The 13731-nt window shown below is 61.3% G+C and carries 11 protein-coding genes; 4 read left to right on the top strand and 7 right to left on the bottom strand.

From position 1 onward, the window contains the following. Positions 1 to 22: 22 nt before the first annotated feature. Entirely contained in the window at positions 23 to 712 is a 690-nt protein-coding gene (locus AC1DX3_RS05555; protein ID WP_476988251.1) for an EF-hand domain-containing protein, read from the bottom strand. Between the two features lie 335 nt (positions 713 to 1047). On the opposite strand from AC1DX3_RS05555, the gene AC1DX3_RS05550 reads away from it, so the two are divergent. Then, positions 1048 to 1812 (top strand): EF-hand domain-containing protein, encoded by a 765-nt coding sequence (locus AC1DX3_RS05550; RefSeq protein WP_476988250.1) that lies wholly within the window; start codon positions 1048 to 1050, stop codon positions 1810 to 1812. Between the two features lie 73 nt (positions 1813 to 1885). On the opposite strand, the gene AC1DX3_RS05545 is transcribed toward AC1DX3_RS05550, so the two are convergent. The 6 genes from AC1DX3_RS05545 to AC1DX3_RS05520 form a co-directional block, all read right to left on the bottom strand. Next, positions 1886 to 2275: a DUF805 domain-containing protein gene (locus tag AC1DX3_RS05545; RefSeq protein WP_476988249.1), complete on the bottom strand. Its 390-nt coding sequence runs from the start codon at positions 2273 to 2275 to the stop codon at positions 1886 to 1888. A gap of 175 nt (positions 2276 to 2450) precedes the next feature. Next, positions 2451 to 2870, bottom strand: a complete 420-nt coding sequence (locus AC1DX3_RS05540) for a DUF805 domain-containing protein (RefSeq protein ID WP_476988248.1) — start codon at positions 2868 to 2870, stop codon at positions 2451 to 2453. Positions 2871 to 3223: 353 nt separating this feature from the next. After that, positions 3224 to 3505 (bottom strand): CtrA inhibitor SciP, encoded by a 282-nt coding sequence (gene sciP, locus AC1DX3_RS05535; protein ID WP_476988247.1) that lies wholly within the window; start codon positions 3503 to 3505, stop codon positions 3224 to 3226. A 234-nt stretch (positions 3506 to 3739) separates the two neighbouring features. Further along, positions 3740 to 5218, bottom strand: a complete 1479-nt coding sequence (locus AC1DX3_RS05530) for a flagellar hook protein FlgE (RefSeq protein ID WP_476988246.1) — start codon at positions 5216 to 5218, stop codon at positions 3740 to 3742. Between the two features lie 24 nt (positions 5219 to 5242). Then, complete coding sequence (locus AC1DX3_RS05525) at positions 5243 to 5899, bottom strand: flagellar hook assembly protein FlgD (protein WP_476988245.1); 657 nt, start codon at positions 5897 to 5899, stop codon at positions 5243 to 5245. A 10-nt stretch (positions 5900 to 5909) separates the two neighbouring features. After that, positions 5910 to 8558, bottom strand: coding sequence for a flagellar hook-length control protein FliK (locus tag AC1DX3_RS05520; RefSeq protein ID WP_476988244.1), 2649 nt, complete (start codon positions 8556 to 8558; stop codon positions 5910 to 5912). Between the two features lie 623 nt (positions 8559 to 9181). Between AC1DX3_RS05520 and flgK the strand changes: the two genes are divergently transcribed. From flgK to AC1DX3_RS05505, 3 genes are all read left to right on the top strand, one after another. Then, a complete protein-coding gene (gene flgK / locus AC1DX3_RS05515; protein WP_476988243.1) occupies positions 9182 to 11305 on the top strand; it encodes a flagellar hook-associated protein FlgK in 2124 nt (707 codons plus the stop codon). A 13-nt stretch (positions 11306 to 11318) separates the two neighbouring features. Beyond that, positions 11319 to 12245, top strand: coding sequence for a flagellin (locus AC1DX3_RS05510; protein ID WP_476988242.1), 927 nt, complete (start codon positions 11319 to 11321; stop codon positions 12243 to 12245). Positions 12246 to 12344: 99 nt separating this feature from the next. After that, positions 12345 to 13718, top strand: a complete 1374-nt coding sequence (locus AC1DX3_RS05505) for a hypothetical protein (protein WP_476988241.1) — start codon at positions 12345 to 12347, stop codon at positions 13716 to 13718. The last annotated feature ends 13 nt before the right edge of the window (positions 13719 to 13731 follow it).

Below are 13731 nucleotides of genomic sequence, written 5' to 3'. Positions count from 1 at the left end.
TGAAACGCGGCCGCCGGTCGGTTTACCAGAAGCCGCGCTTCTTTTTCTTCGGCCCGGGTTCGTCCTTGGGCGCTTCGGCCGCCAGCTGCGCCGGTGTTTTCGGTAGCTCGTCCATGGTGATGAAGCCGTCGCCATTGCGGTCGAGGATGGTGAAGCGCTGGCTGGCGGCGTTTTGCCACTCACCGGACGATACGCGGAAGTCGAAATTGGCGTCGGCCGCACGCACCGGCTGGGGTTCGTCGATCAGGCCGTATTGCGAGGCGCCGATAATCTGTTTCAGGTATTTGCCGCCGGTCGGATCGTTGCTGGTGTCGGCGCCCATATCGGGATCGGGCGCGCGGTAACGATTGACGGGCTGCTGGATGCGCGGATCCATGCGCTGGATTTCCGGCGCCACCTCGGTTTCGTAACGCGTGTTTTCCGGACTGTTGACATAGCCGTCGTGATTGACGTCCAGGACGTTGAAAAACGCCGTGCTGTCGGCGATGAATTCGTCGTGGCTGATCTTGGTGTCGTGATCGGTGTCGGCCTGATTGAACCAGGCGGCGACCGGGTAAGGCTGGCCGGCGGCGGCACGAAAGGGCTGACCCGACGGCGAAAAGAAGACGTTCTGGCCCATGCCGATGCCGACATAGTCCTGCGCCAGAAGAGGGACGGGGGCGGCCACCGCACTCAGGACCAGGACGGAAAGGGCGGGTAAAAGCGAACGCATGGGCGGCTCACGGATCAGGGGGGAGGGATGGGTAGGCCTAAAGCCGCTTTGTGGTCGAATTCGGGCCGAATTGCAGATTAGCGGCCGGAATGCGCCGATGCAAGGGGGAATCGAAGGCGGAAAAGCTTGCCCGGCAGATTATGCCTACAGTAAATCATGCTTGCGTTTATGATGAAGGTGAAATATATATTGAAAATAATCGATGCATTAAAGTTATAATTGTGTTCATTGCGTTACGCTATTGAAATATGCGTTAAAATAACATCTTGTTAATTGGAATATTCGTTTCCTTTATCTTGCCGGTAATTGTGCCGGTCTATGATCGGGAGACAAACATGAGTGTGGGCAGCCTGTCGTCCAGTCCATTCCTGTCACAACTGAATTCAAAACTTTTTTCCACCCTGGATGCTGACAAAAGCAAGTCTTTATCCCTGTCCGAACTGACGTCGTCGTCCGCCAGCTCGACCTCGGCCGCCACCTCGCTGCTGACCGCCCTCGACGGCGACAGCAATGGATCGGTCAGTTCCGACGAAACCCTGGCCTATCTGCAAAACGCCCTGTCCTCGGACACGATGAGCGGCTTGTTGCAAGCTCAAGATAGCGGCCAAATGGGTGGGCCACCGCCCGGACCGCCACCTGGTGGGCAAGGCGGCCCCAACCGGGCTTCCGCGGGCCAGGCTCCGACCCCGCCGTCCTTGTCGGATATCGATAGCGATGATGACGGCAGCATCAGCAAGACCGAAATGGAGGCCTTCGGTACGACGACCATGGGCGATACCGACACCACCAAAGCCGACAAGCTGTTCTCGTCGATGGACAGCAATAGCGATGGCACGGTCTCGGCCGACGAGAAGACGGCTTTCGACAGTCAGATGGCGTCCCAGGGACCTCCAGGGGGACCTAAAGGCCCGCCGCCGTCGGACGCGGCCGCTTCGTCCAGCTCTACAACGACCACGGCTTCAACGGACTCGACCACCACGGACTCGACCCTGACGGATCTGATGCAGCAGTTCCTTATGGCCCTGCAATCCTACGCGACCACGGCCAGCACGACGGTGGCGACGTCTGCCGCTACGACCACGACATCGATCGCAGCCTGACACGCGATGTGTGAAGGCAAACAAAAAGGGCGGGCCGTTGCCGGTCCGCCCTTTAATGTGCTTTACGCCACTATCAGCTAAACGTATTGGCAACGTTCGTCAGGATATTGCCAACGCCGTACTTATTCGGGCCGGGTGTCCCTGGCGTGCAATACCACACGATCAGGATAAGACCGATCAGGGGGACACAGCCTAAAAATATCCACCAACCACTTCGGTCGGTATCGTGAAGCCGGCGAATGGTCAGGCCAAGCATCGGTAGGAAGAAGGCCACCGCAGCAAGGCCTACGAGGCCCAGGGTTATCCCAACGCCGTTGCGCCCGAGAAGTCCCCCGAGGATTTCGAGGACCACGATAACGATGAGGTAAAAGAGGTAGAACCACCAGAATTCGGACCGGGTCGCCCGGCCCTGGAAGTTGACGTAGTTTTTGAATCCGCTTTGAATAGCCTGAACGAAGGTCATGTGTGTCGCCCTGTGAAAAATCGGGCGCCCGTAGGATCGACCCGATAGATTGTCGATGTTTACGCACTACTGACTCGAAGTCATGACTATTGCACAGACTCTTGAAAAGGAAAGCAAAACTTGACGGTAAAGTGTGCACGCAGAAAAGGCGCCCTTTCAGGCGCCTGATCTTAAATCAGAATCTGTCGGCGACCTTTGCCGTGATATCGCCGCCGTACCTGTTCGCACCCAGCGAACTTGGCGTCAGGTACCAGACCAGCAGCACAATGAAGCCGAACGGCACGAAGGCCAGGAGTAACCAGGCGCCGCTATGGTCGGTGTCATGCAGCCGGCGCACCGAAACCGCCAGGGACGGTATGGCCAGGCCGAGCCAGACCACCACCAGCAGGAGCATCAATATACCGGCGATCGGCGCGGCCGACTCTCGGCCCAGGGCTGCCTCCGCCGCTGCCGCCAGCAGGAAGAGAACAAAAAGCCCGCCGAAAACGGTGAACAGGTGAAAAAGGTAGAACCACCAGAATTCCGATCTTGAGGCTCGGCCCTCAAAATTCGCGTAATTCTTCAATACGCTCTGGATAGCCTGCATAAAGGTCATGTGTTTCGCCCCGGAAGATGGCCGGTCATTCGGCCGTTGAATCGATATGTAAACGCCACTAACTCGTGCCTGACTATTGCACAGGCTATTGAAAAGAAAAGCAAAACTTGCCGGGAAATTGTGCACGCAGAAAAGGCGCCCTTTCAGGCGCCTGATCTTAAATCTGAAGCTACAGTCAAAGTTCTGCGATGTAAGTTTACACCCAGGAATGTAGAAGTCCTACTTCCCCCTCTACCCTTTCAAGGGGAGAGGGTGGCAGGCTTCAGCCTGCCGGGTGAGGGGTTCTTACTTTTGGTTGCCGACTTCACTAACGGTCGCCAGGGCTATTTACCAAAAATATTCGACCCGCCGTATCAGCGATATTGCTGAATGCGCGTGGTCCTGAGACCCGCCATGCCGTGGCTTTCGATGGCCTTTTGCCAGCCAAGGAATTCTTCCGAGGTGATGTTGTAGCGCTCGCACGCATCATCGAAGCTCAGAAGACCGCCGCGCACGGCAGCGACCACTTCCGCCTTGCGGCGGATGACCCAACGTTCCGTGCCGGCAGGCGGCAGGTCGTTCAGAGTCAGTTTTGCCCCGGTAGGACCAATCACGTATTTTTCGCCTTTACTATCGCGGCGTTGCTCTTGCAGCATGGCATTTTGCCTTTGTTACCCATCACATAGGAGCACTCTAACCCAGGACTTATAATATCCGCTTAATCGCCTTAGTAAATATTGTACTAATAAGCGAATGTGGGTTGTTAATACTCTGTTTAGTATGATGAAAGGCGATGCTTGTAAGGTTAACGCAGATTCATGTTTGATTTTTACGCCAGTAATTCATGCGCGAAGACTCTGTTCAGTCGGACAGAGTCCTCGCGCTATTTACTATTGCTTCAGTTGCAGCAGTTCCTGCAGCATCTGGTCGGCGGTGGTGATGATCTTGGACGCGGCGGAATAGGCGCGCTGCGTTGTGATCAGGCCGGTGAACTCCTGGGCCAGGTCGACCGTCGAGGCTTCCAGGGTGTCGGCCGCCAGCTTGCCGGAGCCGCCGTCGCCGGGGGTCTTGAGCGAGAAGACGCCGGACGAGGTCGATACCTGGAAGGCATTGCCCGAGACCGGGGTCRGGCCGTTGGCATTGATAAAGGTGGCCAGGGCGACCTGGGCGATGCGGCGCTTGTCGCCATTGTTGTAGATGGCGTTGACATCGCCATTGTCGGCGATCTCGACCTTGGTCAGGGTGCCGAACTCGGTGCCATTGGCCGTCATCGCCGTTGTGGTCGAGTCATCAGCCAGTTGGGTAATGGTGCTGGTGGCAGGCGAGTCGCTCAGGCCCAACGCCACCGTTTGTGCCCCTGCGCCGATGGAGTCATTCCAACGAGGGTAGGTGGTGGTCGTGTTATTCGAAGCAGCAATGCTGAGATCAGTATTAAACGGAACAGCGGTAGTGCCGCTATTCGTGGTCGACAATGGTGTCGGCGGCGTCGTTGAAGTATCAAAGGCGAGCGTACCGTCGCTATCGAAAGCCAGAGTACCGGACGACAGTTGGTGAGTGCTGTTATTATCGTCTACGTCAGGCGAAGATATTTCGTATGCCCACAGCGTTTTTCCAAGGGTGCTACCGGCTCCTGATGCCGAGGTCGTGTCGACGCCTAAATTCAGCAAAGAGATCGTAACTGTGTGTGCGTTGCCAAGTGAGTCCGACACAGTCATGGAAATTGTCGAATCCGGCTTGGTACCAACACCAGACGTCGCGTCATAGGTCGACATGGCGCCAGCGGCGGTAGTGTGATCATAGGTGCCGTTCGTCACTGCATCTGAAACCGCTGTGCCGGAATCTACATTCGACGTAAATGTCACCTTATCCGTCGCCGCAACCTGATTGGCCAAATCCGTCACATTGATGGGGGCCAGCTTGGTGATATCGGTCGAGGACGGCGTCACATTGCCGGCCGAATCCGCCGGCCAGCCTTCGAGATAGAGCCCGGCGGCGTTTTTAAGATAGCCCTTGGTATCGGTATTGAACGAACCGTCGCGGGTGAACAGCATCGAGCTGCCCGCCGCCACCGGATCAGAATTGTTCGAGGTGACGAAGAAGCCCTGGCCATCGATGCCCAGGCTGTAGCCGGTCGTCGACGAGTTCAGCTCACCCGTCGTGTTCAGGCTTTGCTGCGACACATTGGTAACGCCGTCGCCGCCATAGTTCTGCGCGGTCGAAGCGCCGCTGACCAAGTCGGTGAAATTGGTCGTGACGCGCTTGTAACCCGTGGTGTTCGAGTTGGCGATATTGTTGGAGATGACCGACAGGGCGGCCGAGTTGGCTTGCAGGGCGGTGACGCCCGACTGCATGGCTCTGGTGATACTCATGATGATACTCCCGGATAAGGTAAATTATGAAACGCTGGTGATGCTGGTGATGGGTACGGAGGTGTTGCCGATATTGAGGACGACGTCGGTGCCGTTATTCTCGGCCGAGGTGACGACGCCCGAAACACTGGTTTCCGCGGCGACGGCGGCGCCGGCATTGGTGGCAGTGACCTGCAGGACGTAATTGCCGTCGGCCAGGGTATTGCCGGCGCTATCCTTGCCGTCCCAATCCAGGCTGTGCTTGCCCTTGGTGAGATCGTCGCCGGACGCCTGCTGGCTCCACACCGTCTTGCCGGTGGAATCGAGGATCGACAGCTTGACGTTATCCGCCGTGCCGCCCAGCGTGTAATCCCACTTGGCCGAGCCGTCGCTCAGCGCCGCCGTGTCGGTAGCGGCGGAGACGGTCTTGCCGATATAGCTGACGGCGGCATTCATATCGTTGCCGCCCGAACCCGCGGCGATCTTTTCGAGGAACTGGTTGGCCTTTAACTGCTGTTCGACCGAGGAATATTGCACCAGCTGGTTGGTCCAGGCGGTGGTGTCCATCGGCGACAGCGGATCCTGGTTCTTGATCTGCGAGGTCAGCAGGTTGAGGAACATGGTGTAATTGCCGGCCAGCGACGACGCATCCTGCGATGTCGACGTGGCGGCCGTGGTATTGGAAGTGACTGCGGAAACCATGACTGGGTCCTTAGACGATTAAGTTAAGCGCGAGGCGCGAGGTGGAAGAGCGGTTGCGGAAGGCGTTGAGCGAGGCGTCGAGGTCGGACAGGGCGCTGGTTTGCGCGTCCAGTTCCTGGCTGGCCAGGTTGGCCGAGGCCAGGGCGCGCGCCGCCTGCTGCGGGGTCGGACGGTGCTGCTGGCCTTGATGGTCGTTCAGGGTCTGCTGCTGGGTTTGGCCGTTGTTGTCTTTCGCCGGCGTGTCGCTGCCGACCTTGTCGCTCTCAGGCCGCGAAGAGAAGGTCAGGGCATCGCCGTCCAGCGACAGGCCCGTTGCGCTCAATTGCTGACGCAACTCGGATTCGTGGGCGCTGAAGGTCGACGCCGACACCGGCGAGTCGAAGCTCAAATGCGCCGTCAGCTTGCCTTCGCGGCTGATGGTCATGGCGACCTCAACGCGGCCGAGATCGGCCGGCTTCAGTTCCATGGTGAACTTGCTCGACTGGGCGCTCAGGCGTTTCTGGATCTGCACGCTCATGGCGCCGATATTGTCGATGGCGGCCTGAGACAGGGTCGTTGCCGGCGCGGACGCCGCCGGTGCGCTATAGGCCGGGGCGCTCTCGGCCGGTGCGGCGACCGGCTGGAACGAAAAGCCCGACGGTACTTTTGCCGGTTCGGTAGCGGTCGTCTGGATGGGCTGCGCCGCGGCGGCGATGCGTTCGGGCGTGACTGGGCGCGGCGTGTCGGCCACGGCTGCCTTTGCCGGGGTTTGGGCCTGAGCCTGAGCCTTGACCGGCGCGTCGGCGGTCATCGCGGCGGTCTTGCTGTCGGCCTTTACAGTCTTGGCGGGGCGAACGACCTTGTCGATTTCGGTGGCGAAACTGGCCCCTGAAGCCTTGGCGGGTTCTGCGCTGTCGTCGCTAACCTCCTGAACCGGCGCGTCCGTACTGACCGGCGCTTCGGCAGCCTTGGGCATACGCGGCTGGCCCTTGGCCTCCGGCGGCAAGGCGGCGACGACGGCCGGTTGCGGCGCGGCCGGCGCGGGCTGGGTTTCGGCTTGCGCTGCTGGTGCCGGCTGGCTGGCCACGGCAACAGCCGCCGCGGTAACCACGGCCACGGCGTCCTGGGTCATCACCGGCGCCGCTGCCGCATCGATCGGCTCCGGTGCGATGTCGGCCTTATAGGCTTCGAACTTGGGAGCCGCCACGGTCACGGAGCGGCTGGTGCGCGGCTGAGCGACTTGGTCGCGCGGCGCCGGCGGGGTCGGTTTCACGGCTTCGCCGAGATCTGGTGTCATTGTGTCTTCTGTCACAGGTGACGTCGCGATTTTCGCGACCGGGGTTTGGGTCGGCTCAGCGACGATTTTCGTCGCAACCGAGATAGGCATAGGCGTGGCCGGCGCCTCGCCGTTATCCGGCAAGGGCAGAGGCAGGGCGGCCGTGCTCGTCTCAACGGCTTCAGGCAAGACGGCTTCGGGCAGGACAATGGGCGCCGGCGCCGGAGTTGTTGGCGCGACGACCGGAGTTGCGACCTTGTCGGCAGCCGCTTGCGGGGCCGCCGCGGCTTTCGGAGCATCCGCGGCCGTCTTGGCCGCTTTCGGCAGAGCTGCCGTAAGAACGGGTTCGGCCACGGTAACCTGAGGCGTCACAGGCGCAATCTTCGTGTCCATAACCGGAGCCGGAGCTGCGGGCATCACGGGATCGGCTGTCATTTCAGTTGTCGGAGCCATCACTGGCGCCTCGGCCACCGTTTGGACGGGGTTCGTCACCGTCGGGATCGCGACAGCGGTCTTGGGCGATTTCGGCGCGTCCTGCGGCTGGACCGTCGTCTTCGCCACAGCGGGCGTTGCCACGCCCTTAAGCTCCGGTACGATGGCGTCAACGGCAGGTGCCGCCGGCGTGGCCGTGGTCTTGGCCGCAGCGGGCGCCACAACGGCCTTAAGCTCCGGCACGATGGCCTCAGCCACGACAGGCGCGGCCGGTACGGCGGCAGGGGAGGCGGCAACAGGCTCGGCCGGCGTGGCCGTGACCGGAGCCGTCGGCGCCACGGTGACCTTGAGTTCAGGCATGGCGACTTCAGCCGCGATGGTCTCGGTCGGCGCGGCCATAACCGGCGTTGGTTGGGCGGACGCGGCCGGTTTCGCAACACGTATTGCTGTCGGCAGGTCCGCCTCGGCAGGCGCTGTGTCGGCAACAAGGTGCACAGGCGCGGTGACGGCCACATGGGCGGGCTGCGTTTTTTGCGTCGATGCTTTTTGTGGAAGCGCAGGCGCAACGGGCTCGGCAGTTGTGACTTGCGGTAGGACCTCTGACGGCACCACAGTGGCGGCCACGGGCAGGGCTTGCTGTGCCAGAGGCATCGCAGCTTCCGGAGCGGTCGGCTGGGGCGCTACCGATTGCGGCGTTACCGGTTGCGGTGCGGCCGGCGTCAGGCTTGCGGCGCTCACCAGATTGACGTCGGCCAAATTGACTGCCGCCAGATTGACGCTTGGAAGATTGACGCTTGGAAGACTGGCGCTTGGAAGACTGGCGGCGTCGGCTGTCTTTGCGGGTGCCGCCGTCATCAAGGTATTGAACTGAGCGGACTGATCCGGCGTGGCGACCGTCGCCGACGCGTCGTCGCCGCTCTTGCTCAGCAAGGCGGTCAGGGACATCAGCATCTGGGTCAGGTCGAAGGACATATGCGCTCGCGTTAAAACCAAATGACAGGACCCGGACGGCTCGCGCCGGGCAATTTCTGTCGGGTCAACGCATTTTGCGCATCTCGAACGCTTCACATTGCAAGCCATGGGCCAAGTGCTAATGCATTGAATTTACGCGATTAATTATAGTTAACGCCGCGCAGATTTTGCCGGTCACGGACCGTTCGCGGCCAAATTTGCCTAGATATCCGCCGCATTAGGCGTGGGTCCTGGCGGCTTCAGTGGCCGCCACACGTTTTCACCCCTTGGATGTAATATGAATTGAAACCATTATAAGAAGTGCCATTCGGAGCGATTTTTTGAGTATCGGAGTGAGGAAATGGCCACGTCTACTCCGAATCGACTCCGATCCCGCTCATCCCTTGCTTGTCACGCCCGGTCCTTCGCAAACGTCCCGCCCAAGGCGGTTGGCACAGGACTTGAAACCTTAACGCCAGATGGCGGGCGCATTTGCCCATGGAAAACAACAAACCTATGGAAAATATAGGCTTTTTAGAATCAGCCGATCACGGCACCCGGCCGATTTTGCCGGGTAATGTGCAGGCTTTGCCTAAGCGGGCCCGCAAAATGCGGCCGGCGATGGCTATGCATGGAGGCGCAACATGTCTCTGAGTTCGATTTTCAATATCGGTGTTTCCGGCTTGATGACCTCGCAGGACCAACTGCGCGTCGTCTCCGACAACATCTCGAACGTCAACACCCCGGGCTATGTCCGCAAGGTCTCGCACCAGCAAAGCGTCAATATCGGCGGCGTCGGCATGGGCGTCACCTCGGGCGCCGTCACCCTGTCGGCCGACCGCTATTTGCAACAGGCCGCCCTCAAGGCATCCTCGGCCTCGTCGGCCTCCGACATCAATTTCGAGCTGCTCGATCAGATCCAGGCCCAGTTCGGCGACATCACCGACACCAATAACCTGTTCAACCAGGCGGCCAATGCCCTGACCGGCGTCGCCCAGGCGGCGGAAGACCCGACCTCGAACGCCGGCCGCCAGCAGGTCCTGAGCTATATGTCGAGCTTTCTCAACGAAGGCGCCCGCATCAGCGACAAGATCCAAACCATCCGCGGCGACGCCGACTCGCGCATCGCCAGCGGCGTCAACGCCGTCAACGACCTGCTGAAAAGCATCAGCGACCTCAACTCGACCATTTCCGGCGCCCATGTCGCCGGCCAGGACGCCACCGGCGCCCAGACGACCCAGATGCAATATATCGATCAGTTGTCGAAACTGGTCGATGTCGCGGTGTCGCAGAACGAAAACGGCGGCGTCACCGTCCGCACCCAAACCGGGATGATGCTGGCCGGCGATTCCTATGTGAAGCTGAGCTATCAGCCGACCACCAATGTCGACGCCACCACCAGCTTCAATCCGATCGTCGTCACCGGCGTCAACGGTGAACAACGCGATCTGGCAGACAATATTTCCTCGGGCGAGCTCAAGGGCCTGATGGACATGCGCGACAAGACCGCCGTCGCCGTCAATGACCAGCTCAACCAATATATGGCCCGCTTCGCCGACGCCGTGAACGCCGCCCATAACGACGCCACGGCCGTGCCGCCACCGACCACTCTCTCCGGGAAGAACACCAGCCTGACCCAGCCCGAAGCCATGAGCGGCTTTACCGGCACCACCAACCTGGTCACGATCGACGCCACCGGCAGGATGAGCCACCAGATGACGGTCGACTTCACCGCCGGCACCTACACCCTGGACGGCGGGGCGGCGACGACCTTCGACCCCAACAATTTCGCCGCCGACATCACGGCGGGCTTCGCCGGCGCGGCGACCGTGTCCTATAGCAACGGCGCCCTGTCCTTTGCCTCCAACGTCGCCGGCGCCGGCGTCGCCGTGGTCGATCCATCGACCGGCGGCGCCACCAAGCTGGGCCAGGGCTTCTCGCACTATTTCGGCCTCAACGACCTGGTTACGTCGGACGTGCCGACCAATCCGCAGACCGGCCTGTCGGCAACCTCGGACCACGGTTTCACCGCCGGCAGCACGATCGGTTTCGCCCTCAAATCGGCCAATGGCGCCACCTTGTCGAACGTCAATTTCACCGTGCCGACCGGCGGCACCATGAGCGACATGGTCTCGGCCCTGAACGACAGCTCAACCGGCGTCGGCCGCTACGGCACCTTTTCGCTCGATACTTCGGGACAACTGACCTTCCAGGGTTTCGGCAATCCGTCCAATACCCTGGCCGTCTCCAGCGACACCACCTCGCGCAACGGCACCGGCGCCTCGTTCTCGTCCTTCTTCGGCCTGGCCGGCAACCAATCCAATGTCGCCGGCCACCTCAACGTCAACCCGATCGTTTATAACGACCCGTCGAAACTGTCGCTCGCCAAGGTCAATCTCGCCGCCGCAGCCGGCCAGGCCAACCTGCTCGCCGGCGACGGCAGCGGCGGCCAGGAACTGGCGGGCGTCGGCACCACCGCCCTGACCTTCGCCAAGACCGGCCTCAACAGCGGCGGCATCTCGACGCTGGAGCGTTACGGCTCCGATCTCGCCGGCCAGGTCGGCAATCTCGCCGCCAATGCCAAGACCATGAAGGAAAGCAACGGCTCCCTTCTCACCGAAGCCAGCTCGCGCCGCAATTCCTACGAAGGCGTCAATCTCGACGAGGAACTGGTCAATCTCACCACCTACCAGCAGGGCTACAGCGCCGCCGGCCGCCTCATTCAGGCCGCCAAGGACATGTACGATGTCCTGCTGAACATGATCTAAGAGAGGAGTTAACATGCGCATTTCGACATCTGAGAGCTGGCATAACGCCCTCAACAATCTGCAATCCGCCCAACAACGGCAGGAAGAGGCCAATAACCAGGTCTCGACCCAGAAGGTCGCCACCGACCTCATGGGTTACGGCCGGTCGTCGGAAATCATCGCCGCCTACCAATCCAGCCTTGCCAAGACCGACAGCTATATCGCCGTCAACAAGACCGTGACCGAGCGGCTGAACAGCCAGGATCTGGCGCTCAGCACCGCCAGCCAGGGCGCCGGCGACGCCAAGGAAAGCGTCATGAACGCCCTGGCCTCCAACAGCGGCGCTTCGCTGATGGAATCGATCCGCGGCAATTTCGCCACCGCCCTGCAAGGACTCAATTTCGAGCACAACGGCCAATATCTGTTCGGCGGCGGCAATGACAACAACGCCCCGGTAACGACGACCAGCTTGTCCGCGCTGGCGGCGGCGCCCGACGTCGACTCGATCTTCGTCAACGGCACCGTCAAGAAAACGTCGCGCATCGACGCCAGCACCTCGCTGCAAACCGGCATGCTGGCATCGGATCTCGGCAAGGCGATGATGCAGACCTTCAAGGACATTCAGGCCTATAATGACGACCCGCTGACCGGCCCGTTCGGCAACGAGCTGACCGAAGCGCAAAAGGCGTTCCTGACGACCAAATCGCAGGAATTCAGCGCCGAATACGACCAGCTGACCGAGGCGACCTCGCTGAACGGCACCTTGCAAAACCGCGTCGACAACAGCCAGAAATCCCTGCAAGGCCAATCGGATTCGCTGTCCGGCCTGGTCAGTGACCGCACCGATGTCGACCTGTCCAAGGCCTATTCCGACCTGCAGCAGGCCCAGGTCTCGGTCCAGGCCTCGGCCCAGGTCCTGGCCAATCTCAACCAGTCCAGCTTGCTGAACCTGTTGAAATAGCGGCGCTTAAAATCCAATCGTCCGCTTATCTTTCGGTCATGGAATAGCCTTGGCTGGAGCGCCCAATTGCGATCATTTTGAACGCACAAAGGTCGCGCCATGTCGCTCCGATATCTTACCCAAGCCTCCCTCATCGTCCTCGCGGCCGCCACCCTGGCCGGTTGCCGGATGGACGGCTCATCCGCCGATAACCAGGCCAGCGCCGACGTCGACGCCCTGCCGTTGACCACTTCGGCGCAAGCCTATGCTCCGGCCCCGCCCGTCGAATCCCTGCCGGCCGCACCGGCGCCCAAGGTCGTCTATGTCAGGCAGCCGGCGCAAGCCTATCAATATGCCGACGACGCCTACGCCATGAACGACGCCTTCGGCGATGCCCCACCGGACTACGGCTTCGATTATGGCGGCAGCCGCCCCTATGTCTGGCGCAGCGACGACAATGCCATGCGCGTCGTCGAAAACACCTCCGACGGCGACCGCTACTACTATTACCGCCCGGGTCAGTCGGACCCCTACCTGGTCCGCGATCCGCACTATGCCTACGCCTATTCGGGCGGCGAACTGGTCACCGTTTATGATGACCGCGGCCGTGTCGTCTCCGAGCGCGACCTCGGCCCGCGCACCGACTATGCCGGCCGTTACCTGGCCCGCGCCCGCGCCCTGCAAGCCGCCGCCTATCGCGACCGCCGCGAACAGATCGCCGCCAGCAATTGGGCATCGCAGCGCGACCGCATCGCCCAGGACCGTGCCCGCGAACGTGAACAACAACGCCAATCGCGCGAATGGCAGGCCTATCACGATCAGCATGAGGCCGCCCAGCGAACGCAATGGCAGGCGGAACAGACGCGCCGGGAACGCGCCGCCCATGATTTCGACGGCTGGAAAAACCGCGGCTATCAGGGCGCCCCGCCCCAACCGGTCAGGGTCGTCTATCAACGACCGGACAATCGGCCAGATAGCCGGCCAGATAACCGGCCAGATAACCGCAATGACAATCGCAACAACGATCACAAGGACCGCGACGGTCATGACAATCGTTACGGAGACCAAAGCCGCGACCATCGACAGGACGCCGCCGCCCATGCGCGTCAGGATCAGGCTGCCGCCGACCGCCAGCATCAGGCCGACGTGAAAGCCCAGGCGGACGCCAAGGCGAAGGCCGACCGCGAAGCCCAGCAGCGCGCCCAACAGGCCCGCGCCGAGCAAAATCGTCAGGAACGCGAACGCATAGCCCGGGCCGACCACAATCGTCAGGAACGCGCCCATAACAACGCCCAGGCCAAACCAGACGCCGGTCATATCCGCGATCATAGCGACACCGGCAAGCCCGCGGCCAAACCGCCGCGTGCGGCCCGGCCCGGCCATGTGCCGCCGAAAGCCGTCACACCGCCCAAGCCTGCCACCCACGATCGCCGCCATGGCGACCATCACCGCGACCAGGCGATGGTGCGGGCCGACGCCTCCATCGGGCACTAGGATTTCACCGCAT

The sequence above is a fragment of the Asticcacaulis sp. P2_B1 genome (genome assembly GCF_056404915.1).
The sequence above is the reverse complement of the archived record's forward strand: the minus strand, read 5'-3'. Positions and strand labels throughout refer to the sequence as shown.